The sequence below is a fragment of the Lacipirellula parvula genome, from assembly GCF_009177095.1.
Taxonomy (GTDB): domain Bacteria; phylum Planctomycetota; class Planctomycetia; order Pirellulales; family Lacipirellulaceae; genus Lacipirellula; species Lacipirellula parvula.
Genome location: NZ_AP021861.1, coordinates 3,081,425 through 3,107,923, shown reverse-complemented (window position 1 = coordinate 3,107,923; position 26,499 = coordinate 3,081,425). Strand labels below are relative to the sequence as shown.

Genomic DNA, 26,499 nt, shown 5'->3' with positions numbered 1-26,499 from the left:
GAACCATACGCATGGCCCTAGCGTCCAATGGGGTAGCTGTGCTGTTGGTGTGGATTTTTCGCCTGTTTTGTTTCGCTGGAGTCGGTGGCATGGAAGATGTTGCATCGCAACTTGAAGCCTACGTTGGTCGCATCGCGGCAATGGTCGCGAAGATTGGGCCAAAGGATTGGAAGTACGGCGATGCCACGTTCACGGACCCAACTCACGTGATATGCCAAGCATTGCCGCTGACTGATCTAAACACCGAGCCACGGAAGGTATTAGGTGAAAAGAATGTCGACGAATTCTATGGAAAAGAGTCACCGGCCGGTCCACCGGCTGAACTTCGAACCATCATGGTTTTGGTAAATACCATCCCGTGCGCCTGTACTCAGGCTGGTCAATCCTTCACGCTCGATGTGAAGACATGCCTCGAATACCTGAAGGCTTTCGCGGATTGCGTTGCTTCCAAAACCGTGAACATGGAGATCATCCTGCGACTTTCGGGGATAGACATCGACAATGACTATGAACTAGCCGATGGCGTCAAGTTGCGGCGGATCACTGAACGGGAAGCACACCTCCGCTATTCTGGTGGTCCCGGGTACGTGCTGCCGCAGTTCCCCGTGCCACCTACGCCGCAAACGGCCTCCCTTCACCGCGTTGAGGTGGTTATCCAGAAGGTCGGCTCATATTCAGCCACTGGTAAGCTGAAGGGCGTCGATGAGACCGAGGCATTGATCAACAAGATCAAGCACGCATTCATGCTAAGTGGCGTCGTGAAAAATGCTCCCCTAGTAACGCACGTCCGTTGGAATAGTGAGTTGGATCGCAGTAGCTATTGGCAAGGAATGGGGCTTACGGCCCAACAGCCGGAACATATCACCCCTGAATCTTTGGCGTTGGTGGTGAGGGCGTATGAGTTCCTCGGCGATGCGGAGAGCGACACAATATTGCAAGCCGCAGTTGACAGGTACTTCATTGGAAGGAAGACGTGGGAGCATCATCCCAACCGAATGAACTCACCGCACTGGGATAAGGTTGTTGATTACGTCATCGCGATGGAGAGCCTGTTCCTCACCGCCAACGAGAGTTCGGTCATGCAGGAATCGACCTACCGGTTTCGCGTCAACGGTGCGTCGCTGTTACACGCCGCGACAGAAATCGATCGTCTAACAGTTTTTCACGCACTAAACCATCTCTACTCGTTGAGGTCCAAGGTTGTGCACGGCAACAGCGGCGCGGTGTTGAAAGTAGCGAGGGAGTTCATCAAGTCACTAGGGGGCGCTATTGACGACCCGTCGAACGGTTTAGTTCTACTGAACACCGCGTGCAAAATCATTGAGGAGTGGCTTGCAAAGATCTTCTACCATCTAGCTGCCATGGACGAAAAACAGAGGCCATACCGCTTGAAAGACGGTTGGGAGTTGATGCTCTGGCCGAAGAGCCAACTTCAATCGACGGAGGCCGCAAAATGAAGATGTGGTGCATCGTCGGCGTTACACGGGTAGAACTTTGGCCCGATGTCGATGCTACACAGGAGTTCGAAGGAGAAATCCTACACCTCCGCCCGCCGACCAAAACTGCGCTCCCGGATGTGCGCATACAGTACGAACATCCCGGCGACCGCCTAAATGCACTTGAACGCATTCAACGTTTCCTAAGCAGATGGTCATGGTGGTATCGCTGCCCGGCGCAATCGAGCATCCATATGTTTTGCAGTGCTCCGACGAGGCTCGGTGACGGCGGGCATTTCAGCTTGAGCGATCGACGGCACCAAGTTGACTCCCTAACCACGACGATATCTGACGAAAAAACTTGCCTCGCATTAGCGCTGTACCGTGAAGCACGGAGCGTCAACTCACTGCCGTACGAGTTCCTCGGCTACTTCAAAATCCTCAATATCAATAACACGGATCAACAGCAGAAAACCTGGATAACGGCGACGGTCCCAAAGCTTACTTGCCGTAAAGCACTTCCCCGAATTGCTGATTTGCTCGCGACCGAACCGGATATCGGAGTTTATCTCTATGGCTCGGGCCGATGTGCGGTTGCTCATGCGAACAAATCACCAATAGCCAATCCCGACCGCTGCGGTGACCTGATACGGTTGCAATTGGACTTGCCGGTGGTTCAAGCACTAGCTGAATACACAATCGAGCAAGAACTCGGTATTAAGCACGAACGATCCAAATAATCGCTTCCCCGCTAGGAAACTGGGTTCAACACGACCGTTACACGGGCCCGCGCTTCGCTCTTAATATCCCCTTGGTCGTCGTAGTAGTCGCTCTCCGTTACTACACACATTTAGTGGCGAAATTCTTCGTACCACCGTGGCAGAAGCTTCCCGCAGAACCGTGAGAACAGGGTCTCTGCTTCTTCCTTGTTCAACCCATCGACGAAATCTGCAAACCACCGTCACACCTGCTTCCGGTTTATCTGATCCGCATCCAGTTCGTCTTGCTCAAAGTGACGTTCAATAGGCTGGCCTCGAAGGACCCGCAACACCGCGTTCAGGGTTCGCGGCGGAGCATCCGACGCACGCGCTTCGACGAACCGCGGATCGTTCCACTCGCGGTACACGCGCCGGTAGACCCGCGAGGTTTCCCCACTCTTGGGAAAATTCGCCTCTAACCACCGACCCCATTTTCTCCGGCCACTAAGCAACCGCTTCGCTTCCTCCAGCGCCTCACCCGCGAAGTACACGTTGTCCAGATAATTCTGCAGTGCTTCGTGGGCCAGATTGTGATGGTCGTTTACAAGAGAGGCAAGAACTGCGAGGCGGTACTCGCGGGCTTGGCCGGTGAACCGCTTCTTCTGCTGAATCCCTTCGATGACCTCGTCCCGAAGTGGTAGCGCGCTACCAGTTGGGGCCCCCTCCGATACCGGGCGATACTGCATTTGGAGGCTAACACGCTCCAACGGCGTGAGGGACGCGTTGTACTCCAAGGATGACATGGCCTTCGCCCCCTCTCGGTTTCGCTTGGCTAGAAAGGGAAGGTATCAAGTTTTTGCGATGCACAGGCCCTCAGTCGTGATGACAATGCGAATCCAGTAACCGCCCGACGCCGATTCACGAGATGATCGCAAGAAAACCCACAAACAACCAAAAGATCCTCTTCGTGACATCCTTCACGAGCATCATGGTGTGATGTTGTCTAGGTTATGTTCCTCTCACGACCGCAGCGCTCACAGATTAGGATTAGCGCGGAAGGCTTGAACCAGTTCCCTCGGGTTCTACCCATTGGCTTGTAACGATGCCCGTTCCGCTGGCAGTAGGATTGCGGGGCGGCGGGAGTGGTGGAAACGCCGAGTAGGGCGGCGACCTTGGCTCGGTCGGCGGACGTGAGTTGGGGTACGAGAGCAAGTACTACGTCAATTCGCTGCATGCGCTAGCTCGGAACTGCGTTTTCTTGTGTTCAGAGCGGGCATTAGATACACTGATCCTGCTTGTTTTAGATGCCTGTCACTGGAGAGATTGAAATGCGACTTCTGGCTTCACTACTAGCTGTAGCGGCGATGACGACGTTCTGCAGCGTAGGTGCGGCCAGCGTCACCATTACGATCAACCTTCCTCCCTACTACGAGCCTATTCCGTACAGCAGTTTCTCGATGGGCGATTTTGATGTCAGCCTGTCAACGGACGGAACCGACCTATCAACCTGGAAGACGAACTTTGGCAAAGAGGGGTTCAGTCGCTCGTGGGGCACCAACGGTGACGCCAACAATGATTTGGTGGTGGATGGAGCTGATTTCCTAATTTGGCAAAGGAATGCGAGCAAACCCGTGGTGCCCGCCAGCGCCACTGTTCCGGAGCCATCCGCAATCGTGCTCACTGGCGTCGCACTTGCCTACTTGGCTAGCTCGCGGCGTCGCTGGCGTTAACATTCGCCGATGCAGCCGGGATAGGCATGCCGAGGGCCTCGAAGTAGCCGCGGATCACGTGATAGGCGTTGCGCAAATGAATCTCTGATTCCACCGGGTTAGCCTTCCCAAACTCCGCGTCTACCTCGGCAATCATTGCGTCGGTAACGCCTGCGGCATGGCCATGTCGTCCCAATGTGTGTCCGGCCGCCAGGGCACGCGTCGTCGCCCTGGCGTTTACCCTTTGGGGTTTGGGCGCACTTAACGTCGCGGGCCCGACGTCGCCGCCCTGCGCGGCCGTCACGGTGGCGTTTAGTTCCGCCGCCTCTTCGTTAGCCGGCACCCAATCGGCCGGAGTGGCTCCCACCACCTTTGGATTCTTGCTGCAAAATAACTTCCAAACCTCATGGGTTAATGATGGCGATTCTCGGTGCTCACATGTCTGCCGCGGGCGGCGCCTATAAGGCGATCGAGCGAGCAAAAGAAGTCGGTTGCGACTGCGTTCAGGTCTTCACCAAGAACAACAACCAGTGGGCGGGGAAGCCGATTACTGCGGACGATGTGCGGCGGTTTCGAGAGGCGCTCGCGAATTTGGGGATTGGGGCGCCGATTGCTCATAATTCTTATTTGATCAATCTCGCAAGTCCCGACGACGCGCTCTGGAAGAAGTCGATTGATGCGATGGTCGTCGAGGTGGAGCGGGCCGAGCTGCTTGGCATTCCTTACATCGTCGCCCATCCGGGGGCTTATACGACGAGCAGCGAGGAATTGGGGCTCGTGCGGATTGCGGCAGGGCTCGACGAGGTGCATGGGCAGACGGCGGGGGCGAGTGCGCAAATTCTGCTCGAGACGACTTCGGGGCAAGGGTCGTGCTTGGGGTGCAAGTTCGAGCATCTCTCCGCGATTCTCGACGGCGTTGCCGATCCTGATCGACTGGGAGTGTGCGTCGATACGTGCCACATCTTCTCGGCCGGGTACGCGATGGAGACGGAGGCCGAGTGGAAGGCGACGATGCGCTCCCTCGACAAGACGGTGGGGCTCAAACTGGTGCGGGCGTTTCATGTGAACGACAGCAAGGCGAAGTTTGGGTCGGGCGTCGATCGGCATGCGGCGATCGGCCGCGGCGAGATGGGGCTGGCGCCGTTCCGGCATCTGATGAACGACCGGCGGTTTAAGAAGATGCCGATGTATCTTGAGACGCCGAAGGGGGAGGAGAAGGGGCGGGATTTGGATGAAATTAATCTGGCGACGCTTAGAGGGCTGGTTGAGTAGTGCGGGGGTTTTTTGGCCGCGAAGAGGCGCAAGAAACGCGAAAAGTTCACTGATACCAGCAATTTCTTTGCGCCTTCGCGCCTTTGCGTGAGCTCCTTCTTCGATAAGAAATTGTCTCACGCAAAGGCGCGAAGGCGCAAAGAAAATACATTGAGATCATTCGGGGATTTCGCGGCCGTGGGGGTCTTTGTTGGCGGCGTCGAGTTCTTGTTGGAGTTGCTCGCGCATTTGGTCGCCGATGAAGTGTTCGACGCGGTGGGCGGGTTCGTGGACGTGGTCGAGCGGTAGGCCCAAATGCTTCACTAGGTAGGTTTCCCACAGGCGGTGGGAGCGGACGAGTTGGCGGGCGGCTTCTCTGCCGGCAGGGGTGAGGTCGAGGCGGTTGCCGGTGCGGGTGACGCTGCCTTCGCGAACGAGTCCGCCGAGGCCGAGGCGGGCGAGCCAACCGCCGCCGACGGCAGCGCTTGCTTCAGCGGCGGCGAGGCGGCGGGGGCTGCCGAGTTCTTCGATGCGGTAAAGCATCGCGAGCAAGTCTTCGCGGACCACGCGGAGCGACACGCTGAGGTTGCGGGCGAGCGCGCTGACGACGCCGTGCTGCGGTGCGAAGAGGACGGCGAGGCCGAACAGGCCGGCGGCGGCGACGGTGATCATGCCGGCGAGGTTCGTGTTGAGGAGCGTGCCGAGGATGTAGCCCAGGATCGCGGCAGCGATCGCGACAAGGAGCGAGATGAGCACCATCGGCGCCAGGCGATCGCTGAGGAGGTGGGCGGTCGCCGGCGGGATGATGAGCATCGCAACGACGAGGATCGAGCCGACCGCTTCGAACGACGCGACGGCGGTGATCGCGACGAGCGCCATCAGCAGGTAGTGAAGTAGCGACGCCGAGAAGCCCATCGTCGTGGCAAGAGCGGGGTCGAACGCGCTCAATTTAAATTCTTTCCAGAGCGCGCCAATGATTGCGGCGTTGAGCAGGAAGACGCCGGCGGTGACGGCGAAGGCCCGCGGTACTTCGTGGCCGAGGAGACTCACCGTGTCGAAGGGGGTGAGTTCGAGCGTCCCTTGGTACACGCAGGCGATGTCAAAATGGACGCCGGGCGGGATCCCCTTTTTGATGAGGACGACGCCGAGGGCGAAGAGGCCGGTGAAGACGACGCCCATGCTCGCGTCGCTGGGGACGCGGGCGTACTGGTGGAGCGTTTGGATCAGGAACGTTGAGAGGAGGCCGGCGGCGACGGCGCCGATCATCAGCGGGCCGATGTCGTAGGCGCCGGAGAGGATGAAGGCGACCGCGAGGCCGGGGAGGACGGCGTGCGAGAGGGCGTCGCCCATCAGGCTCATGCGGCGGAGGACTAGGTAGCAGCCGACGAGCGCGCAGGCGCAGTTGGTGGCGGCGGCGGTGGCGACGATCCAGAGCCCGTTGGGGTTCCAGAGGTCGCTGAACGTGCTCGCGATGATGAGTGCGTGGGCCATGGCGTTGAAACGCTTGCTTAGTTTCGAAGATTAACCGCCAAGGACGCCAAGAGCGCCAAGGGAATACGAGGGAATTTAACCACGACGGCACAACGGACACGACGAAATATCGGGAAAGGAAGAATGTGGAACCGCTGATAAACGCAGATGAACGCCAATGAAGAATTATCTGCGTTCATCTGCGTCCACCGGCGGTTCCCAGCTTTGTTTATTCTCTCTTTCCGTCGTGCTCGTCGTGTCGTTGTGGTTCAATTCTTCAAGCATTACGAAGTGTTCCCTTCCGTGTTGACTTCGTGCGGCGACGCTGGGACTTCGGTGGCGATCGCCGGGAGGCGGCCTTCGCGGGCGAGGCGGTCTTCGAGTTCTACGAGCAGCGACTCAGGCAGTAAATGCTCGACGGCGTCGGCGGAGCGGTCGACGTGGTCGGGGGCCGAGCCGGCGAACTCCATCATGTAAATTTCCCACATGCGGTGGGTGCGGGTCGCCTCGGCGGCGCGACGGAAGCCGAGCGGCGTGAGGGTGATTTGATCGCCGCGTAGGGTGACCAAGCCGCGGTGTTCGCTGCGGTCGACGAGCCAGCGGAGCATCCAGGGCGTGGCGTAGCGGTGCGAGAGCAGCGTTTGGAACGAAGTCGGCGTTAGTCGCGGGAGCGTCGGTTCGTTGAGTTCGTACAACGAGCGGAGCAAGTGCTCGCGGGCGACGCGAATGCGGAGGCGGGTTTCGCTCCAAACGCGGGCGATGACGCCACGTTCGGGTGCGAACAGGATGGAGGCGACGAAAATCGTGGCGCCGGTGAGGACGACCGTCGGGCCGGTGGGAAGGCTCGAGCTGAGTCGCACGCCGACGGCGCCGGTCGTGGCGCCGATGATGCCGGCGAGGATCAGCAGGACGTTGAAGCGGTTGGTCCACATGCGGGCCGTGGCGCCTGGGAGGATGATCATCGCCGCCATGAGAATGACGCCGACGATCGGCAGCCCGATGATCGTCACCAGCGCGACGGCGGCCATCATGCCGAGATCGAGCCAGAGCGTGGGCCAGCCTTGCGATTTGGCGAACTCGTGGTCGAACGAGACGAGCTTGAATTCTTTGTAGAAGCAGACGACCAGCAACAGCACGCCGGCGCCGACCGCGGCGAGGGTGAGCAGATCGCTGTCGAGCATGTTGCCCGGCTCGCCGAAGATGTAGGAGCTGAGCCCCGCGCTACCGCCGGCGGCAGCGGAGCGAGTGATCACCGACAGTAGCACGATGCCGAGGCCGAAGAAGCCACTGAGCATGATGCCGATGGCGGCGTCTTCCTTCGTGCGAGTCCACCGGACGACGAGCGTCATCAGGCCGATCGCGATGAGGCCGCTGACGAGCGCCCCGATCGAGAGGCCGAGTAGTTCGCGCGAGCCTGTGATCGCGTAGGCGATGCAAACGCCGGGAAGCGAGGCGTGAGCAAGCATGTCGCCGACGAGCGAGCGGCGGCGGAGGACGGCAAAGCTGCCCGCCACGCCCGCGGCGCCGCCGAGCAGTGCGGAGCCGATCGTCACTTTGTCGCTGAGCGATAGGCCGGTCATCGCACGGGCTCGCGGTTGCGCATCGCTTCGGCCGCCTCCTCGAGGATCGTCAGTCGGCCGCCGTAGGTCTTTTGCATGTTCTCGGGGGTGAACGTGTCGCTCACGGCGCCGCACGCGACGAGCCGCATGTTGAGCAAGATCACCCAATCGAAGTATTCGCGGACGGTTTGCAAATCGTGATGGACGACGAAGACCGTTTTGCCGGCGGAGCGCATCGACTGCAGCAAGTCGACGATCGCCGACTCGGTGGCGGCGTCGACGCCGGCGAAGGGTTCGTCGAGGAAATAGACTTGGGCTTGCTCGGCAAGCGCGCGGGCGAGGAAGACCCGCTGCTGTTGCCCGCCGGAGAGTTGGCGAATCTGCCGGCGGGCGAACGAGGCCATGCCGACTTGTTCGAGGCAATGCTCCGCGAGTTCGCGTTCCGGGCGACGCGGGCGACGGAACCAACCAAGCCGGCCGTAGGTGCCCATCAGCACGACGTCGCGGACGGTGACGGGGAAATCCCAATCGACCGATTCGCGCTGCGGCACGTAGCCGACGAGCTTGCGTTGGTCTTCGTAGGGCTGGCCGTAGATTTCGACCTTGCCGCTGGCGAGGGGGACGAGGCCGAGCACCGCTTTGATGAGCGTCGTCTTGCCGGCGCCGTTGGGGCCGATGACGCCGACCAGTTTGCCCTCGGGGACTTGAAGGTCGACGTCCCACAGCACCGGTCGACGGTGGTAGGCGACGGTCATGTCGTGAATTTCGAGGGCGACTTGCGGCATGGCGGGGGGGAGTGAGTAGGTGTTTAGGTGAGTAAGTGAGCGGATGAGTGAGTGTTTAAGTGTGTAGGCAAAGTCTGGCATCCATTCTCCACCTACTCACTTAAACACCTACTCACCTGAATACCCAACCACCTACTCACCTGCCTTCTCGCGACTGAGGGCGTCGGCAATCGTTTTGGCGTTATGCCGAATCATACCACCATAGTCGGCGGCGTCGCTATCGGGGGCGCCGAGGGCGTCGGCGTAGAGTTCGCCGCCGATTTGTAGGTCGAGGCCCTGGGCGCGGCATGGTTCAACGAGCGAGGCGACCATCCGCGGAGCGACGGCCGACTCGACGAAGACCGCGGGGATCTTTCGCTCGAGGAGCATCCGCTGGACCTCTTCCTGGTGCTTGAGGTCCTTCTCTTCTTCGGTGCTGATCCCTTTGAGGCCGAAGACTTCGACGCCGTAGCGCTTGCCGAAGTAGCTAAAGGCGTCGTGTGCGGTGACGAGCACGCGGCGGTCGGCGGGGATGCGGGCGATCTGCTCGCGGCAGAATTGGTCAACCGCTTTGAGTTCTTCAGCGTAGGCGGCGGCGTTCTTTTGATAGTCGGCGGCGTGGGCGGGGTCGAACTCGCCGAGTTCGTGGGCGACGTCTGCGGCGCAGTCGGCCCAGATCGTGGGGTCGTGCCAGATATGGGGATCGTAGAGGCCGTCGAACGCGGGGGTCGCGCGCAGGCGAGTGTCGTGGCGAGCTTCGAGGCCGGCGGTCACCGCGAAGGTCGCCTTGTTGCGCGACATCTTCTGGAACAGGTCGGCCATGCGGCCTTCGAGATGGAGGCCGTTGTAGACGATCGCGTCGGCGTCGGAGAGCTTGCGCACGTCGGCGGCGACGGGGCTGTAGAGATGAGGATCGACGCCGGGGCCCATGAGGCCTTCGACCGTGACGTGATCGCCGCCGACGCGGCGGACCATTTCGGTGACGGGGCCGGTGGTGGCGACAATTTTTAGCGGGTGCTCGCCGGAAAACTTGTGAGCCTTGGCGGCAGGCGCGTCATGCGCGTCGCCCTCGTGGGTTGAGGACGACTCGCTACAGCCAGTCGCGCTGACCAGAATGAGCGCGCACCAAGTGAACCATCTACAGTTAATTGTCATGCGATACCGTCGCGATCTCTTCTCTCTCCTTTGCGCCTTCGCGCCTTTGCGTGAGACAATTTCTTGCTGAAGAGAGATCTCACGCAAAGGCGCGAAGGCGCAAAGGAAGAATGCGGGGAATTGGTTTGGTTGATTTTTACGGGTTTTGGCTGGCGATCAACTCGCGGGCCTGTTCTTGGGCGGCTTGCCAGTCGCCGGCAGCGGCGACTTCGGCGATTTCGCGGAGGGCTGATTCTTCGTGGGGGCCGACGTTGCCGGCGGCGATTGATTCGGTGAGGACGGTTTCGAACTTCTGTAGGCCATCGGTCGATTGGCGATTGCAAACAGCGTAAAGCGCCTTCGCCAAATCATAGCTCGGACGTTCGAGCGGCGGGTGGCTGCCGCAGCCGGCGGCAAGCAGTGCCAACCCAAGCACGAACAGACGACATATTCTAGAACGGTGCATCGACGACCTCCTCTTCGGCGATGCTGGTCATCGCGGCGTAGGTTTCCAGGTGGACGCCGTCGGCGATGAACTGCACTGAGGCGTCGCCCATCATCAGGTTGGCGCCGCCGGGGTGTTCCGACTGCATTTGGCAGACATGGAGCGTGGGAAAATTCGGCGGGTGGATAATCGGGTTGCCGAGGGCGTCGCGTTCGCCGGCGGCGGGGCCGCTGTGGGCGAAGACGAGCGTCGCGGCCGATTCGGGGGCGTTGTCGGGCGAGTCGAGCTTTGGATGAACGAACGCCCCGGGCACGGCGCCGACCCAGGTCTTATCGCTGAGCAGCGACGTATGCTCGCCGAGGAAGACGGTGTTCGTGAGCCCGTCGCTGACGTCTTTGATCCGCACCTTCGAGTTACGATAGAAGGGACCGTCGGCGATGCGCGACGTGTCACCGTCGAAGCCGCCGCTGGGGCCCGACATGCCGCCCCAACACGATTCTTGGCCGTGGCTGGCGACGTAGTGCGAGCGGGCGAGTTCGAGTTCGCGGCCATCCTTGACGAGCGGGCTGCCCGATTCGTCGACGACGACGAACGCATCGCTGCCGCCGGTGGCCGAAGGACAGAGGAACCCGGGGAGTTTTGTCGTGACGAGGTCGCGGTACTCGGGTCGCCAGAGCGGCTGATCGAGCGGGGCCTGCGAGCGCAACGAGGCTTGTTCTAGGTACGGGAGCAACAACGCGCCCCAACCCCAACCGGGGGCGGCGTCCCAGGTCGAGGGATCGGGGTTCGGATCGGCGGCGCGATCGGAGAGGTAGCCGGCGGGGAACGTTTGCTGGGCGGCTTCAAAGTTGAGGAGCGAGAGGCCGAGTTGCTTGAGGTGATTGACGCATTCGGTGCGGCGGGCGGCCTCGCGGGCGGCTTGCACCGCCGGCAGCAGCAACGCGATCAGCACGCCGATGATGGCGATAACGACCAATAGTTCGACCAGCGTGAAGGCCCGTTTTCGTTTGAACGCCATGCAATTCGCTCCTTGGCTCGACTGGCCGCCCGCTTGATTTTGTAGCCCTGGCTACACTCGTGCAGGAAGTTTAGCCTGGGCTACATTTGGCGTCAAGCAGGTCGATTGAAGGAGCGAAGTTCTAGCCCCGGGCTCTCGAGCTTATTCAACAGGTCGCCGCCGGAAGCGCGGAGGAGATGAAACCGTGAGGTCCCCTCCCCTTGAGGGGGAGGGTTAGGGAGGGGTGCTTGAAGCGTGTACCAGCGTTCCACCCCCTCCCCAGCCCTCCCCTCAAGGGGGAGGGAGCCAGAGCATTCATAGAGACGGAGTCGGCAATTGAATGAGGCTCTGCGCCCGGGGCTAGAGTCGCCAGGCCAAACCGCTGCCGGTGAAGTAGTCGTCGGCGGCTTCGTTCAGGCCGACGCCGTAGCGAATATCGAACTGCAGGTTGTCGTTCAATAGGAATGTGAGGCCAGTGTTGAAGTAGTTTTGCGTGTGATCGACGTCAGCGCCGTCGGGGGCGATGACGAACCACTCGGTGTAGGCGCCGATGCGATCGTGAAGCTGGTAGCCGACAGTCAGCGATTGGGCGAATTCGAGATAAGGGTTCGCGGTCGTTTCATCGAGAGCGCGGTTCGCTTGGGTCTCGCCGCCGAACGATAGCCAATCGTTGAGGTCCCAACCATAGAGCCAGCCGAGGCCGGGGAGCGTTTCGTCGCCGCCGAATTGCTTCGGACCGGTGGGGACGGTCATCTGCGGCATGAGCGCCATCTCAGGAAGAAAACCTTCTTGTCCTGTGAGCGCGATTTTGAGGCCGAGGTAGAGCGGCTCGGCGCCGGCATCCGACGTGCGATTGCCGCCGAACTCAGTTTCGCCGACGGAGGCGTAGTTCCATGCGACGCGGGCTTCGAGCCACTCGGCGAAGACGCCGTAACGGAACAGCGTCTCCGGATACGAATGGCCCGTCGTGCTCGACGTCGCGTTGGCGTCGTACGAATAGGTATAACCTCCTTCGATTTGGAAGACGCCGAGGCCGACCGTCGACGAGGCTTCGGTAAAGTCGGGGCGGTCGGTGACGAGCGGCTCGGCGAGTTTTTCCGCGGCGTTCTTCGTTTCGCCGCCGTCGCCCCTGCTCCAGCGGAAGACTGTGTTCGCTTGGCCGAACGCCGCGTTGGGGCAGGCGAGATCAAGGCCGCTGAGCGCGGCGACGACGGCCAGGCTTTGGCCGAATCGTCGGACGGCACACTGCCCACATTGCCGGCGACACGATTTCATAGGAGCTTCGCGACGGAAGGGGTTTTTCTTCGAGTTGGCGTCCGCAGCAACTGCAACGTTTCAGGCGTTTGTGTTACGCTGGAACGGCAGGCCGCGACGAACGCGTAGCGGCTAGCATGGTAATTATCGGCGTCCGACCGGGGGCGCCGTCACTCGACCTTGGCAAATTTGTAGCAAAGGCTACACCCAGCTCCCTGACGACGACGCATCGCTGCTATCAATGAGCAAGCCGCCCGCTATTTCCGATCGCCACCGCCGGACGCGCAACGACCATGCGCAGGAGACTGCAGAGGATTACGTTGAAGCGATCGACGAGGTGAACGGGGCGTCTGGCAAGTGCCGCGTGGTTGATTTAGCCCGGCAATTCGACGTTAGCCACGTGACGGTGACGAAGGTAGTCGCCCGCCTGAAGCGCGAGGGGCTCGTGACGAGCGAGCCGTACGGGCCGCTGGAACTGACTGAGGCGGGGCGGCAGCTAGCAGCCAAGTCGCGGCGCCAGCATGAAGTGGTTTATCAGTTTCTGCTAGCAATCGGCGTGAGCGAGAAGGTCGCGGCGATCGACACCGAAGGGATCGAGCACCACGTGAGCAAGCAGACGCTCGATTGCTTCAAGCGGCTGACGGAGCAGTTGCAGGGGAAGTAGCGCTACTTGCTCCGTTCTTGCGGTGCGGTTTATGTCTCACGCAAAGGCGCTAAGACGCAAAGGCGTCGCAAAGGAATACGGGGAGTCGCTCGACTGCCGACTCTCGTGAATTCGTCACTCGTTCCCGTCATATGTTTCGTGGCTGAGTGAGTTTCTTCTTTGCGTTTCCTTTGCGCCTTCGCGGCTTTGCGAGAAACACCTCGCTATCAGCGTAGCAATGGGCGCAAGCCAATAGCCGGACCGCGTGGCCGATCGCTGCTTGAGGTTTAAATTTGCGGCGTTCTGGTTACGGAAACGTTGCCGCTGGTTGTGTACTGCCGGAGTTGCCGGAGCTGCCGGAGCCGTCGTCCTTCGGGGCGTCGAGACGCACGAGCAGGAACGTTTCGGTTCGTTCGGTTCCGTAGTGGACGAGCAGTTGCGCCTCGGGTTGCGTGAGGTTGTAGAGCCCCGTTTCGGCGACGACGTTTTCGTTATCGCCGATGCGGAATGCGACGCGTTGCGTTTGCTTGTCGACTTGGCCCTGCACCGCTTGGGTTTGATCGGTCACCGTGTTGTGATAGGTGCCGCTCACGACCCCCTGCCGGTCGACCGCCAGTTGCATGATACGGGTCGGGTCGGTTTCCTTTTCGTTCGTTGAGACGGCGAACGTGCCGAGGGGCATCCACTCGGCCGCTTCGGCGTCGGCTTCGGTTGCCGGCGGCGCGACCGTCGCGAGGACGGCGGCGCTTTGGGCAAACTCATCGGTGGAAGCGACTTGCTGGCCGCCAATGTAGACCGAGTTGTCCTGGAACGTCACATTGCCGCCAGGACCGTAGTCGTAGTAGACCGGTTGCTGCCAGTAGGACGTGCCGGGCGTGCCCCAGACGAACCAATTGTTGAGCGCTCCCCAGGTGGGGATGGTCCACCAGTACTGCCAACCGCGGCTGCCCCAGCCGCCGTAGCCGTAGTGCCAACAGTTCCAGTTGTTCCAACGGCCGTTCCACCAATCGTCGTGGAACCAGTTGTTGTGCCAGTGTTGGTGGTTCCAATTGTTGCGAACGCTGTTGCCCCAGTTGTTGCGATCGTTGATCCAATCGGGCCGCGGGCGCCAATCGCTGCCGGGGCGATTGATGATCGTATTCCAATTGTTGTTGATGTTGTTGATCGTGCCGTTGTTGATGTTGTTGGACCAACCGGGCCGATGGTTGATCGTGTGATTCCAACCGGGACGGTTGTGGTTTTGCGACCACCAATCGCTGCCGGGACGCGTGCCGTTGCCGGGACGGTCGCCGGGTCGGCCGGGACGATTGTCATCGCCAGGGCGGCCGGGCCGGTTCCCGTCGCCGGGACGTCCGCCACCGCCGGCGCCAGGACGATCGCCGTCACCGGGGCGATTTCCGTCGCCGGGGCGTCCGGGGAAGTTACCATCGCCAGGCCGATTGCCGCCGCCGGGACGAGTTCCCGCGCCGCCTTCACCGGGGCGCGTACCGCCGCTGCCTGGGCGATTGAAGCCAGGATCGGGACGAACGGGCCGGCCGATGCCGAGGAAGTCGCCGAGATCGCCAGCGGATGGGCCGCCGGGACGCGTGCCTGCGCCGCCGCCACCGGGACGACCGCCCGTGCCGGGGAATGTGCCGCCGCCGGGTCTTCCGCCGAACTCGGGGCGGTTACCCGTGCCGGGTCGATTGCTGCCACCGGTGCCGGGGAATTCAGGACGTGTGCCGGGGTTCGGACGCGTCGCGCCGCCACCGCCAGGGTTGGGGCGCGTACCGGCGCCGGGGCGTTCACCGCCGCCGGGTCGCGTACCGAATTCAGGACGATTACCACCGCTTCCACCGCCGCCAGGGCGCGTGGTGGGGAATTCAAAATTGGGTCGACCGCTGCCGCCGGGACGCCCGCCGGACTGGCCGCCGCCGAAACTCGGCAAGCTGTTGCCGGGGCGCGAGGCGGAACCGCCGCCGGGGCGCTGCCCGCTGCCGCCAGGGTTGAAACCTGGTCGACTGCCGCTGCCACCGCCGCCGTAGCCGGGCATGCTCGGTCGCATGCCGCCGCTGGGACGATCCATGTTCGGCATCGTGGGGCGCGTCGGCATCGAGGGCCGACTATTCATTCCGCCAGAGCCGCCGCCCATTGAAGGCCGGCTCGGCATCGGTCGATTCACGGATGGGCGCGAGCTCGACATGTGCGGAACGCTGGTCGGGCGCGCACCGCCGCCCATGCCGCCCGACATGCCGCCGTGGAAGCCTCCTCCGCCGCCACCGGCGCGCATCGCTCCCCCGCCGCCGCCATGGCCGCCACCGCCGCCAAATCCGCCGCCGGGGCGCGCTTCAACTGCCGACGCCAGCAGCATCGCGATGACGCAGGCGACGGCGGATGTTTTGTGTAGGTGTTTCCTCATCGCGTCGCTCCTGCGCCTGGGGCGCGCGGGGCAGCACCGGGAACTGCCGGGGGAGTCGCCGGAACCACTTCCGGCTTGGGAGGAGTCGTCGGCAGCGCGGCCGCAGCGGGGACGTCGCCGATACGTTTCATCGTGACCGGTTCGCTCGCCGGCTCTGGAGCGCCATCAATCTCTTTGGCGATCGTTTGCACGGTGACGGTCACGGGGTCGATCTGCGTGATCACTTGCGTGCCAGAGGCCAAGCGGCCGTCGGCTTGCGTTTCGGTTTTGCGAACGATCCACTCGGCGCCGTTTTGCGACCAGCTCCCTTCGCCGAACGAACCGTCGGAGTTGAACGTCCACGAGCGGATTTGCTTCGCAATCGGATCCCAACCGATAATTTGAGTTCCTTGGAACGGCTCTTCGCCTTCGCGGACGACATCGTACGAACGAATGAGGAACGCCTCGCTCGGCGACCAGCGCATGATCGACGACACCGTGGCCGAGTCAGATTCGTCTTGCCAGGCGCCGACCATCCATTCGAGCGGCTTTAGCGCTTGGCGGGGCGATTCCGGCACTGGCAGATCGGATTCGTGAACGGTGTCGACGAGCCACTTGCCATCTTGCTTGACCAGGATGGCGGTGTAAGCGGAGAGCGAAGGTTCGGCGCCGGGGGTGACGACGTTGGTGACGCCGTCGACGATCGCGGTGTCGCCGCCGATGACGCGAATCTCGTCGGCGCCGCCGGAGAGGAAGATCTCGGGCGTGGCGTCGAAGACCTTGGCGAAATCTGTTGCGAGGGCCTCGCGGCCGCTCGAGCGTTCGCCGGTTTCCTTATTCACATACGTGCCGTTGGGCGTCCAAAGGTCGAGAAGCGCCTCGGCGTCGTGGCGGTTGAAGGCCTCGATGTAGGCGGCCATTGCTTGCTGGACGGCGGTCGTGTCGTCGGCGACCGCGGGCGCTGCAGCGGGAGGCGTGCCGGCAGCGGTCGGCGGCGTCGCTGTCGGGGTGACTGGCGGAGGAGTCGCCGGTTGTTGAGCCTGCGCCACTTCGGCGACAAACGCTGCGCATAGAACTGCGACCGCGAATCGTAACATTGGAAAGCTCCCGTCGGCTAAGGGCCGAGCGCGTGTGAACTTGGAAAACTGGAGAAGTTGCCTGGGGAATGGGGCCGCCGCGGACCCAAGTAAGCTTGCCACCCAATGGCGGGGTTGGTCAAGGAAAAGTGATGCAATCTGCGGATTTTAACATTTGAGTCCGGCGGGTTGCGCGGGCTTGCCGGACTACCAGCGCCGTTTGGCACTGCCGGGGATTTAACCGCCAAGGACGCCAAGGTGCGCCAAGAAAATACAGAGGCGTTGAACCACGGCGGCACAACGAACACGACGTAAGAGAGTACGAATTTGTAACCGCTGTTCCTTGGCGCTCTTGGCGTCCTTGGCGGTTAGTCTTCTGAAGCGCCGGTTTACTCGCGGGCTTGCCGAAGCTTCATGCGGATCGCTTCCAGTCGCTTTCCGAGTTCCGCTTCAAAGCCGCGGTCGACGGGGCGGTAGTATTCTCGCTCGATGCCGAGGTAGTCTTGCGCGGCGACGCCTCCCTCGGCATCGTGGGCGTACTCATAGCCTTCGCCGTGGCCGAGGCGTTTGGCGCCGGCGTAGTGGCCATCCTTGAGATGCGTCGGCACCGGCACGAGTCGGCCTTCGCGGACGTCGCCGCGGGCTTCGCCGATCGCAACGGTGGCGGCGTTCGACTTCGGCGCGCAGGCGAGGTACGCCACGCATTGTGACAGAGCGAGCTGGCACTCGGGCAGGCCGACGAACTCGCACGCTTGCATCGTTGCCACCGCCATCGGCAGCGCCTGCGGATCGGCGTTGCCGACGTCTTCGCTGGCGAGGATCACCAGTCGGCGGCAGAGGAACCGCACATCCTCGCCGCCTTCGAGCATTCGCGCCAGCCAATAGATGCCGGCGTCGGGGTCGCTGCCGCGGATCGATTTGATGAGCGCGCTGATCGAGTCGTAGTGCGAGTCGCCGTCGGCGTCGTACTGGATCGCTTTCCGCTGGACGCTTTCGGCGGCGAGCTCGCGGGTGATGCGGATCGGCCGTTCGTCGGATGATAGGACGCCGATTTCCAGGGCGGAAAGGGCCTGCCGGGCATCGCCGTCGCTCACTTTCGCCAAGAAATCGAGGGCTTCTTCGTCGGCTTCGATCGGCAACCGGCCAAGGCCGCGGTCCTTGTCGGCAATCGCGCGGCGGAGAACTTGCTTGACGTCGTCTTCGCTCAGCGGCTGGAACTCGAAGACTCGCGAACGGCTTACGAGCGCGTCGTTCACCGCGAAGAAGGGGTTTGAAGTCGTCGCGCCGACGAGGATGACGCCCCCCTCTTCGACGTCGGGCAGGAGCGCGTCTTGCTGTGCTTTGTTGAAGCGGTGGATCTCGTCGATGAACAGCAGCGTGCGAGTCGCCTCGGCGGAGAGGGCGTCTCGGGCTTCGTCGAGGATCGCGCGAAGTTCCTTCACGCCGCTGGTGACGGCGTTTAGTTGGCGGAACCGCGCGCGTGTCTCGCGGGCCAGCAAATGAGCGAGCGTCGTCTTGCCGGTGCCGGGCGGGCCGTAGAAGAGGAGCGCGGTGAGGCGATCGGCCTTGATCAGCCGGCGGAGCAACTTTCCCTCGCCGAGAAAGTGTTGCTGTCCAGCAAACTCGGTGAGCGTGCGGGGACGCATCCGCGCGGCGAGCGGTTGGGCGGAACGGCGGTTTTCGGCTTCGGCGGCTTCGAAGAGGGACATGAGGGGGAGTTAGGGTTCAGGGTTCGGGGTTCAGGAATTCTTGGGCGAGCGACGACTGTCGTTCTTAGCCGCCGGCTCTGCCGATGGACGAAGTGGTGGTGGGCGCTAGTGCTAGTGGCGGAGTTTTGCGGTTGCTCGTCCACCGGCGGAGCCGGTGGCTTTCATGCGCGCGATGTTCGAGACAGGTAAACCATTGTATACTTTGATTCCCTCCTTGCGGCAGACTCCGCATAACCGTTACCGCCGGCGCCCCTCCCGCCCCTTACGCTTCCGGTAGTAACGGCAAAGTTTTCCTGATTGAACTTGGTTAAAGGAAGGACCGATTCTTTCGATGCGGCGACGAAGGCTTGCTTCGTCGGCGTAAATTGCAGTCTTGGGCTGAGAAGGCTCTGCTCAAGGATGCGAATCCCTCCCCTAGCCCCTCCCCTCAAGGGAGGGGGACGATTGCGCGTTTTATGAAGCACTACGATTGCATCATCATTGGCACCGGTCCCGCAGGCCAAAAGGGCGCCATCCAGGCGGCCAAGCTCGGCAAGCGCGTCGCCATTATCGAGAAGAACCCGGTCCTCGGCGGCGCCCAGATCAACACCGGGACGATCCCGTCGAAGGCGCTGCGCGAAGCGGCGCTCTACCTCACGGGGGCCAACCAGCGCGGGCTGTTCGGCGCCACGCAGCAGGTGAAGAAGCACATTACGATCGCCGACCTGACGGCGATTTCGCAACAGGTCATCCGCCACGAGTGGGAAGTCATTCGCCGGCAGTTCGAGCGGAACGGCGTCGAGCTCCTGTGGGGCCGCGCGGAATTTGAAGGTCCGCATCTGCTGCGGGTCCAAAACGCCGACTCGACGGAAGTCCTCGAAGCCGACAAGTTTCTGATCACCGTCGGCACGAAGCCGGCCCGGCCGAGCTCGGTGCCGTTCAACGAACAGACGATTTTCACCAGCGACGAAATCATTTGCCTCGACCGCCTGCCGAAAACGATGATCGTCGTCGGCGGCGGCGTCATCGGCGTCGAATATGCCTGCATCATGGCGACGCTCGGCGTGCGCGTGACGCTCGTTGAAGGAAGCAACCGGCTGCTCGGGTTCCTCGATCGCGAAATCAGCGACGCCTTCCAGTACCACATGCGGCAGAAAGGCATCACGCTGCGGCTGGGCGAGAAGGTCAGCAAGATCGAAGAAATCGAAATCCAGAACGGCAAGTTCCATCACCTCGTCCAGGCGCAGCTCGAATCGGGCAAGACGCTGCGCGCCGAGACGCTGCTATACGCCGTCGGCCGTCAGGGCGTGTGCAAGGCACTCGGCCTCGACAAGGTCGGCATCGAGTTCGACGACCGCGAACGGTTGATGGTCAACGAGCAGTATCAAACCAACGTCGACTACATCTACGCGGCGGGCGACGTTATCGGCTTCCCGTCGCTGGCGTCGACCGCGATGGAGCAAGGCCGCCGCGCGGTTTGCCATGCGTTCGGCGTGTGCGACGTCGGCAACTACAACACGCAGTTGTTCCCGTACGGCATTTACGCCGTGCCGGAGATCTCGATGGTCGGCAAGACTGAAGAGCAGCTCACGGCCGAGGGAATTCCATACGAATCAGGCGTCGCTCACTACCGCGAAATCGCCCGCGGCAAGCTGCTGGGCGACGACTCGGGCATGCTCAAGCTGCTCATTCACCAAGAGACGCACAAGATTTTGGGCGTCCACGCAATCGGCACCGGCGCCACCGAGCTGATTCACATCGGCCAGGCGGTGATGGCCCTCAACGGCGACGCCGAGTTCTTTATTAACAATGTGTTCAACTTCCCCACGCTGGCCGAGTGCTACAAGGTGGCGGCGTATAACGGGCTGAATAAGTTGAATCACGTGCGGTAGCTTAGGTTAGGCTTTCTAGCCTCACGGACGTGCCGGGCGATGATGGGGACCGTTGCGTGCTGCTGTTAGGCTGAAAGCCTGGCCTACTTGCCGGCAGGCGTCCGCGGTCTGACGCTCTTAAGCACGAATGACTTAGTCTTGCCCTCGCGATCGACGAGTAGCGCTAAGTTGCCGCTGTCGTCCACCTCCGTGCGAACTAATGATGCAATCTCCGCAACCGGTTGCGTCGTTATGGGGACGCTGCCGACGGAAAGCAACTCATCCTCGACCTGCACCCCTGCCTCCGCTGCCGGCTTTCCTGCAAAGACGTTGGTAATGATCGTCTTGCCGGCCTTCCGCAGCATCACCACTCCGGTGAGACCTGAGAGGCTCGGCTCTGCACTTGGCTCGTGAAACCTGGAATTCGGTTCCAGGAAAATCCTGCCGCGTCCCAAGTCGAGGGTAACGCGATATCTCTGCAGGTAGAGCAGCCCGATGCAACCCTTCTTGTCGCCTTCCGAGACCACGATTTGGTTGTGCGTGAATCCGCCTACGCCTAGGCACTCAAGACGCCCCTGCCGTCCTGGGACCGCCTTGTTCACGAGAGTAATCTCCGTCATCCAGCCCGAACTAATCTGCCCCTCCTGCGCGAGATAGCCGTATACGTCGGAGCGCAAACTGAGTTCGCCGTTGAAGCCGCTATCAAGCACCACCACCTCGTCAAAATCCAAGCCGGCCACCTTTGCCCGGATGCCGACGAGGTTCGAGTGTTTTTCTTTGGCTACCATGATCAGTTGCCCCCACTCTTCTTGTGGCTCGGCATCGCCCGGCAGGATTCGCATCTCGCGTTTTTCGAAATCGAGCTGGATAACGTAAGCCGCGAAGAACGGCAGCCCTAAGATGCCTTGGACGTTGCGGCCGAAGCGTTCTCTCATGGCGGACAAGTCGGCGCAGGCGACGGGCGCCTCAACGCCCAACGAAAGACGGCCAATTTTGGCATCGGGCGCATCGAATATCTCCACGCGCACCTCGCTTCCGTCCGCCTGAGACGCCAGTTGAAAGTCCCTGGAAGGGCCAAGCGACGATTTGAGTGCAGCGTCGAAGAGGTGGCAGGTTGCTCCTGAGTCGACGACGAAAAGATGTTCGGTTTCGGCGATGGTTACCGGCAATATCAGCGGATCTCCTTCGAAGGAGGAGATGGGGAACACCGCTGCGTCGTCTGCCGCGCACGCTGACGAAGCGGGATCCGAGTCCAGTAGAGGAAACACCGTGATTGCCAGCAGGGCGTAGCATACGCGTCGATTCAGCATGAACTGCGAGGCCATTTGGCGATCTTTTTTGGTTGATGCTTTGTTATCGTCGCTGGAGTTTACCCCCTTTGCCCTTTCGGGACATCTCTAACACAACAAGAAACCTGTTGGTCGAGAAAGCTTTGCCGCCATGAAGCCTGCACGTTGGCAAGAACCACTTGCGAGCTACGAAATCCGTTCGAACAAGCGGCTCGCGAATAATCTTATGCGGACGGCTCGCGTGCTTCTGAGCTTGTCGGCCGTGGCACTAGCATCGTACGGCGCAGTCGCAACGGCGGAGGAGCGTTACAAGTTTTCGAACCCCGACAACTGCTTAACTTACTTCGCAACCTCAGCGTTGCTCATGGACCGAGGCGTGGCCGTCACATACTTCGCTCCGACCGCCGACCAATATGTGTTGAATCGCATCCTCACTTCGCCAAAGTTTCGCGAAGAGCTGGGAATCGGCGATGAGTTGCTCGCTGCGCTCCAGAGCAAAGTTTCCGCCCAGGCCTCTCACGACGCCGCCCCCGAGCGCGAGCCGGCCGTCGCTCGCGATGAATTGGGCGAGTGCTGCGAACAATTCGACTCTAAGGAACGGCTAGCTACGCGAATTGTTTTGCAACGTTATCTCACGAAGCAACAGCACGAACGACTGGCAAGCGTGTATCTGAACCTGGAAGGGCTACTTGCACTGCGCCGGCGATGGTTTGCCGAGGCAGGATACGTTCCGCGAGAGTTGCAGCAACGAATCGTTTCTTTAGCTCAAGACAAGTACATTCTGACGCACAATGCGAACGACGGGCATGCCGGGTCGCATCAACTTCATGCCGCCGTCTTCGCGCTGCGGAACGATGAAATGCAAAGCCTGCCGGCGATCACTGCAAATCTTCGCCGTATGTCGGCGTCGCTCGACCTTGAGATTATTTCTCTCCTTAACGCGGAGCAGAAAAAGCAGTTAGCCGACGTTGCATCTACGGCGATCGAATCGATGCGTGAGTTTCATGCATTCGAAGAAGGTGCGCCGAAATGCATGTATGAAACGGCCAACGCCCGTTAGAAGATGCGGCGAGTGGCATGGCGTCGCAGTGGCGTCGACATGTCGTGAAGTCGATTGAGAGTTGAGCATGCTCACGCCTGAGGGGCGAAAGCATGGCGCCTGACGCCTGCCTCTTGCGGCTACGCCGCCCAGGTAGGCGAGTACGCCAACCTGGGCTAGCAGTTGCGCGACACTGGATCGAGATCCAGTGCTACCCGGCGCCCAGTGCTACCGGATACGTGAAGACTAACTGAGGGCGCACGCAAGCGTCATCATGCGTGGCGATCGAGGTAGCGGTAGTACGCGAACTCGAAGACGCTCCAGATAAGCAGCGCGATGATGATGTGACCACGCATGTGGTTTCTCCGCTCACAGGTTGCCGCCCGCTGCCATGATGGGGCTTACTCGCTGGATCGGCTGCCGCTTTTGGTTTCTTTAGCCGCTAGAGCGTCGGCGTTGTATTCGGCATTTTGCGCGCTCCGCCGCCCACAGGCCTGATCCGCTTCGCCAACCGTCGCAGACGCACCATGGCTCAATCTGCGCGAAGGATTTTGAGCCGGAAGTCTCCTTCGCATACAATCGCGATCCTAGAGACAGTATCCTGATCTCAACCAGAGAGACCGGAAAATGGCAACTTCATGTAGTAAGTGCGGTTCGACCAAGATCATTCCAGATGCACACACCTATGAAACTGCTGGCGGCGGAGCACTCGTCGCCTGCGTCAGTGCGAACCCTAGCGCGATGATCTTCAAAGAGACGAAGAGCGGCTACTTGAAGGCGAAAATCTGCGGCGACTGCGGTTATGCGGAGTTGTACGTCGACAACGCTAGCGAGCTCCACGCGGCTTACGAGAAGTCGCTTCGGGCGGTCGAGGCTTAACGCCGCAGGCCTGCCGCTTCACTCTCCCCATGGTCCGCCGTTTCGCATGAAGACCATTCGCCGCCTCATTCAGATCTCCAATTTTGACGGCGTCGCAACGACGTTGGAGTCTGTGAAGCGTGGAGCGTGGATCGGATTGCAATGGGCGCACTTGATTGGCGTGCTCGCCTGCGGCGTGATTCCGAGCGGCGTCCTAGCGTTCTGCCTCGCGATGACCGCCTACCGGGGTTCGTTATCACGGCTGGGAGAGAATGGCGTACCGTGGGAACTCATCGGCGGGATTCTATTTATGTACGCACTCGTATGCGGATGGGGCGCTCTCTTCGGGGCCGTGCTGGGTCCCATCTGCTACGTCTTCACCCGACGACGATGGGTGAATTCTGACGCTGAGTAGAGATGGAGTTCCTCTTAACCATGTGGGAAGCGGAGGCCTTGTGCTTCAGGCTGCTTACGAGTCGGGCGTGCGGCGCGCCGTTGTGGTGCTTCTGCACTGGCGACACGCCAGTGGCACCCCACTTAGATCAGGCTTTCAGTCTGACACGTATGCCGCTTGGGATTGGGGACCGTGACGTACTGCCGTCAGGCTGAAAGCCTGACCTACGTGTGCTACAATCCGCCGTTGCTGGCCGCAGCGGTTGGCGCCCCTTTTCTTAAGCATTCAGCTCAAGGCCTCGCGATGAACCGAAGCATTTGTTTGATGATTGCCGTGGCGCTACTCCTTGTCGCGTCGCCGCTCGCGGCCGAGGAACTAGAAGTAAAAATGTCGGGCAACCCGCTCTTCGACGGCTGGTACGCCGATCCCGAGGCGATCATCTTCGGCGACACGTACTGGATCTATCCGACGTACTCGGCGCCTTACGACGAGCAGGTGTTCTTTGATGCTTTTTCGTCGAAGGACCTCGTGAACTGGGAAAAACATCCGCGGGTTCTCGACAACGACGCCATCAAGTGGGCCAAGCGGGCGATGTGGGCGCCGGCGGTGATTGAGAAGGATGGGAAGTACTATTTCTTTTTCGGCGCCAACGACATTCAGAACAACGACGCTCACGGCGGCATCGGCGTCGCGGTGGCCGACGGGCCGGCAGGGCCGTTTAAGGATCACTTAGGAAAACCGCTCGTTGATCAGTTTCACAACGGCGCTCAGCCGATCGATCAGTTTGTGTTCAAGGACGCCGACGGAACCTACTACCTCATCTACGGCGGTTGGCGGCACTGCAATATCGCGCGGCTGAACGATGACTTCACAGGATTCGTTCCCTTCGAGGACGGTACCACGTTTAAGGAGATTACGCCGGAGGGGTACGTCGAGGGGCCGTTCATGTTCATTCGCGACGGCAAGTACTACTTCATGTGGTCGGAGGGGGGCTGGACCGGGCCCGACTACTGCGTCGCGTACGCGATCGGCGACTCGCCGTTCGGGCCGTTCAAGCGGATTGATACGGTGCTAAAGCAGGATCCGAAGATTGCCACGGGGGCCGGGCACCATTCGGTGATCCAGCCGCCGGGGACGGACGACTACTACGCCGTGTACCATCGCCGGCCGCTGGACCAAACCGACGGCAATGCGCGGGCGACTTGCATCGATCGGATGAAGTTCGATGAGAAGGGTTTTATTAAACCGATTCGGATCACGAATGAAGGGGTGGCTGCGCAGCCGCTGACTGCTGAGTAGGAGCTGCAACCGCCGGCCAAGAACACGATCTGCCTCTGGTACGACGGCGGAGCCGAAGAGGCGGCGCGGTTCTACGCGGCGACTTTTCCCGATTCGTCGGTCGACGCGATTCACCGCGTCCCCGGCGACTATCCGGCGGGGAAAGCAGGCGACGTGCTAACCGTCGAGTTCACGGTGATGGGGATCCCCTGCCTCGGCCTCAATGGCGGTCCTGGTTGCGAGCATGGGCACGCGTTTTCATTCCAGGTCGCGACCGTCGATCAGGCGGAAACTGATCGCTACTGGGATGCGATCATCGGCAACGGCGGCGCGGCGAATGCTTGCGGTTGGTGCCGGGACAAGTGGGGCGTCTCGTGGCAGATCACGCCGACCATCCTCTCGCAAGCGATCACCGATCCCGACCAAGCCGCCGCGAAGCGGGCGTTTGAGGCGATGATGCAGATGACGAAAATCGACGTCACAGCGATTGAGAAGGCGTATCGAGGTTGAAGTCTTTAAAGCGCCAGCATGAACGCGGTTGGAGTCATTGCGACGCCGCTTCCTAAGCGCTCAAGAGCGCGATCATTTTCTCGGCAACGCCTTTCGCGGAGGCGGGATTCTGCCCGGTGACGAGCTTGCCGTCGGCGAGGCTGTTCGGCTGCCACGGGTCGACCTTGTGGAAAATCGCTCCTTGGTTCACGAGGGCTGTTTCCAGCTCGAAGGGAACGTCGGCCTTCGCGTAGTTTTCTTCTTCGTCGTTGGTGAAGGACGTGATGTTCTTGCCGGCGATTAGGTATTCGCCGTTGCTGAGCTTCACGTTGAGCAGCGAAACGGGCCCGTGGCAGACGGCCCCGACGACGGCGCCGCGCTCGTACGTTTCTTGAATAACCTGCTTTAGGAGCGGGTGCTCCGACATGTCGGCCATCGGCGCCAAACCGCCCGGCACGAAGATGGCGTCGTAGGCACGTACGTCCACGTCGGCCAGTTTCTTCGCTTTGAGCATGTCGCTCCAGCCTTTGCCGACTAAAAAAGCGAGGTTGTCGGGATCGGCGGCCAGGTTCAGCGCGTCGAGAAAAGGCGGCTCGCCCGTGAGGCTGACGAAGTCGACATGGTATTTCGCGCGGTCGAACTCGGCGTACGGGTGGGCGACTTCCGGCAGGAAAATTCCGGTGCGGCGTTTGTGCGGCCCGATCGAAGAGGTGTTCGACGCGATGATGAGGATTTTCTTGGACATCGAATGACTTCTGGCAGGATGCGTTGGCGGGTTTG

At 61.3% G+C, this 26,499-nt stretch carries 25 protein-coding genes; 11 read left to right on the top strand and 14 right to left on the bottom strand.

Annotated elements, in window-relative coordinates; all coding sequences use genetic code 11:
- The first annotated feature begins 89 nt into the window (after positions 1-89).
- Together PLANPX_RS12265 and mauJ are read left to right on the top strand one after the other, a co-directional pair.
- The gene (locus tag PLANPX_RS12265) at positions 90-1,457 is read left to right on the top strand and encodes a HEPN domain-containing protein (protein ID WP_152099014.1); all 1,368 of its coding nucleotides are present in this window, start codon (positions 90-92) and stop codon (positions 1,455-1,457) included.
- Positions 1,454-2,176: a methylamine utilization protein MauJ gene (mauJ, locus tag PLANPX_RS12260; protein ID WP_152099013.1), complete on the top strand. Its 723-nt coding sequence runs from the start codon at positions 1,454-1,456 to the stop codon at positions 2,174-2,176. Before PLANPX_RS12265 ends, mauJ begins: the two co-directional genes overlap by 4 nt.
- Positions 2,177-2,397: 221 nt before the next feature.
- Here the strand turns inward: mauJ and PLANPX_RS12255 are convergent, their stop codons facing one another.
- Positions 2,398-2,880, bottom strand: a complete 483-nt coding sequence (locus PLANPX_RS12255) for a hypothetical protein (protein WP_152099012.1) — start codon at positions 2,878-2,880, stop codon at positions 2,398-2,400.
- Between the two features lie 582 nt (positions 2,881-3,462).
- On the opposite strand from PLANPX_RS12255, the gene PLANPX_RS12250 reads away from it, so the two are divergent.
- Positions 3,463-3,864 carry a PEP-CTERM sorting domain-containing protein gene (locus PLANPX_RS12250; protein WP_172992014.1) on the top strand — a complete coding sequence of 134 codons (402 nt, stop codon included), beginning with the start codon at positions 3,463-3,465 and terminating at the stop codon, positions 3,862-3,864.
- Here PLANPX_RS12250 and PLANPX_RS12245 read toward each other — a convergent pair.
- Positions 3,839-4,210: a hypothetical protein gene (locus PLANPX_RS12245; RefSeq protein WP_152099010.1), complete on the bottom strand. Its 372-nt coding sequence runs from the start codon at positions 4,208-4,210 to the stop codon at positions 3,839-3,841. The two genes, PLANPX_RS12250 and PLANPX_RS12245, sit on opposite strands and share 26 nt — an antisense overlap.
- Before the next feature lie 47 nt (positions 4,211-4,257).
- Here PLANPX_RS12245 and PLANPX_RS12240 point away from each other — a divergent pair, with 47 nt between their 5' ends.
- Positions 4,258-5,115, top strand: a complete 858-nt coding sequence (locus PLANPX_RS12240) for a deoxyribonuclease IV (protein ID WP_261344421.1) — start codon at positions 4,258-4,260, stop codon at positions 5,113-5,115.
- Between the two features lie 156 nt (positions 5,116-5,271).
- On the opposite strand, the gene PLANPX_RS12235 is transcribed toward PLANPX_RS12240, so the two are convergent.
- The 7 genes from PLANPX_RS12235 to PLANPX_RS12205 all read right to left on the bottom strand — a co-directional run bounded on the left by PLANPX_RS12235 (position 5,272) and on the right by PLANPX_RS12205 (position 12,738).
- Positions 5,272-6,585 (bottom strand): metal ABC transporter permease, encoded by a 1,314-nt coding sequence (locus tag PLANPX_RS12235; RefSeq protein ID WP_172992013.1) that lies wholly within the window; start codon positions 6,583-6,585, stop codon positions 5,272-5,274.
- A gap of 263 nt (positions 6,586-6,848) precedes the next feature.
- On the bottom strand, positions 6,849-8,144 hold the full coding sequence (locus PLANPX_RS12230; RefSeq protein WP_152099008.1) for an iron chelate uptake ABC transporter family permease subunit: 1,296 nt from the start codon (positions 8,142-8,144) through the stop codon (positions 6,849-6,851).
- Positions 8,141-8,908: a metal ABC transporter ATP-binding protein gene (locus PLANPX_RS12225; protein ID WP_152099007.1), complete on the bottom strand. Its 768-nt coding sequence runs from the start codon at positions 8,906-8,908 to the stop codon at positions 8,141-8,143. Before PLANPX_RS12225 ends, PLANPX_RS12230 begins: the two co-directional genes overlap by 4 nt.
- A gap of 132 nt (positions 8,909-9,040) precedes the next feature.
- A complete protein-coding gene (locus PLANPX_RS12220; protein WP_152099006.1) occupies positions 9,041-10,042 on the bottom strand; it encodes a metal ABC transporter solute-binding protein, Zn/Mn family in 1,002 nt (333 codons plus the stop codon).
- A gap of 136 nt (positions 10,043-10,178) precedes the next feature.
- On the bottom strand, positions 10,179-10,487 hold the full coding sequence (locus PLANPX_RS12215) for a hypothetical protein (protein WP_152099005.1): 309 nt from the start codon (positions 10,485-10,487) through the stop codon (positions 10,179-10,181).
- A complete protein-coding gene (locus PLANPX_RS12210) occupies positions 10,474-11,484 on the bottom strand; it encodes a DUF1559 domain-containing protein (RefSeq protein WP_152099004.1) in 1,011 nt (336 codons plus the stop codon). Before PLANPX_RS12210 ends, PLANPX_RS12215 begins: the two co-directional genes overlap by 14 nt.
- Positions 11,485-11,823: 339 nt before the next feature.
- Positions 11,824-12,738 (bottom strand): transporter, encoded by a 915-nt coding sequence (locus PLANPX_RS12205; protein WP_152099003.1) that lies wholly within the window; start codon positions 12,736-12,738, stop codon positions 11,824-11,826.
- Positions 12,739-12,958: 220 nt separating this feature from the next.
- On the opposite strand from PLANPX_RS12205, the gene mntR reads away from it, so the two are divergent.
- Positions 12,959-13,381, top strand: coding sequence for a manganese-binding transcriptional regulator MntR (gene mntR / locus PLANPX_RS12200; protein WP_152099002.1), 423 nt, complete (start codon positions 12,959-12,961; stop codon positions 13,379-13,381).
- A 286-nt stretch (positions 13,382-13,667) separates the two neighbouring features.
- Here mntR and PLANPX_RS27680 read toward each other — a convergent pair whose 3' ends face one another.
- The 3 genes from PLANPX_RS27680 to PLANPX_RS12180 all read right to left on the bottom strand — a co-directional run bounded on the left by PLANPX_RS27680 (position 13,668) and on the right by PLANPX_RS12180 (position 18,522).
- On the bottom strand, positions 13,668-15,758 hold the full coding sequence (locus tag PLANPX_RS27680; RefSeq protein WP_194175124.1) for a mu-protocadherin- cell-suface protein: 2,091 nt from the start codon (positions 15,756-15,758) through the stop codon (positions 13,668-13,670).
- Positions 15,755-16,834 (bottom strand): YybH family protein, encoded by a 1,080-nt coding sequence (locus PLANPX_RS12185; protein ID WP_152099000.1) that lies wholly within the window; start codon positions 16,832-16,834, stop codon positions 15,755-15,757. The genes PLANPX_RS27680 and PLANPX_RS12185 overlap by 4 nt, the downstream gene beginning before the upstream one ends.
- A 368-nt stretch (positions 16,835-17,202) precedes the next feature.
- The gene (locus PLANPX_RS12180; protein WP_152098999.1) at positions 17,203-18,522 is read right to left on the bottom strand and encodes a replication-associated recombination protein A; all 1,320 of its coding nucleotides are present in this window, start codon (positions 18,520-18,522) and stop codon (positions 17,203-17,205) included.
- Between the two features lie 455 nt (positions 18,523-18,977).
- On the opposite strand from PLANPX_RS12180, the gene sthA reads away from it, so the two are divergent.
- Positions 18,978-20,393 carry a Si-specific NAD(P)(+) transhydrogenase gene (gene sthA / locus PLANPX_RS12175; protein WP_152098998.1) on the top strand — a complete coding sequence of 472 codons (1,416 nt, stop codon included), beginning with the start codon at positions 18,978-18,980 and terminating at the stop codon, positions 20,391-20,393.
- Positions 20,394-20,476: 83 nt separating this feature from the next.
- On the opposite strand, the gene PLANPX_RS12170 is transcribed toward sthA, so the two are convergent.
- On the bottom strand, positions 20,477-21,697 hold the full coding sequence (locus PLANPX_RS12170) for an aspartyl protease family protein (protein ID WP_152098997.1): 1,221 nt from the start codon (positions 21,695-21,697) through the stop codon (positions 20,477-20,479).
- Positions 21,698-21,812: 115 nt separating this feature from the next.
- Between PLANPX_RS12170 and PLANPX_RS12165 the strand changes: the two genes are divergently transcribed.
- The 5 genes from PLANPX_RS12165 to PLANPX_RS12145 all read left to right on the top strand — a co-directional run bounded on the left by PLANPX_RS12165 (position 21,813) and on the right by PLANPX_RS12145 (position 25,740).
- Complete coding sequence (locus PLANPX_RS12165) at positions 21,813-22,721, top strand: hypothetical protein (protein WP_152098996.1); 909 nt, start codon at positions 21,813-21,815, stop codon at positions 22,719-22,721.
- A 606-nt stretch (positions 22,722-23,327) separates the two neighbouring features.
- On the top strand, positions 23,328-23,579 hold the full coding sequence (locus PLANPX_RS12160; protein ID WP_152098995.1) for a hypothetical protein: 252 nt from the start codon (positions 23,328-23,330) through the stop codon (positions 23,577-23,579).
- 46 nt (positions 23,580-23,625) lie between these two features.
- Positions 23,626-23,973 (top strand): hypothetical protein, encoded by a 348-nt coding sequence (locus tag PLANPX_RS12155; protein WP_152098994.1) that lies wholly within the window; start codon positions 23,626-23,628, stop codon positions 23,971-23,973.
- A gap of 282 nt (positions 23,974-24,255) precedes the next feature.
- Positions 24,256-25,251, top strand: a complete 996-nt coding sequence (locus PLANPX_RS12150) for a glycoside hydrolase family 43 protein (protein WP_152098993.1) — start codon at positions 24,256-24,258, stop codon at positions 25,249-25,251.
- 3 nt (positions 25,252-25,254) lie between these two features.
- On the top strand, positions 25,255-25,740 hold the full coding sequence (locus tag PLANPX_RS12145; protein WP_152098992.1) for a VOC family protein: 486 nt from the start codon (positions 25,255-25,257) through the stop codon (positions 25,738-25,740).
- Positions 25,741-25,792: 52 nt separating this feature from the next.
- Here PLANPX_RS12145 and PLANPX_RS12140 read toward each other — a convergent pair whose 3' ends face one another.
- Entirely contained in the window at positions 25,793-26,464 is a 672-nt protein-coding gene (locus PLANPX_RS12140; protein ID WP_152098991.1) for a type 1 glutamine amidotransferase domain-containing protein, read from the bottom strand.
- Positions 26,465-26,499: the final 35 nt, after the last annotated feature.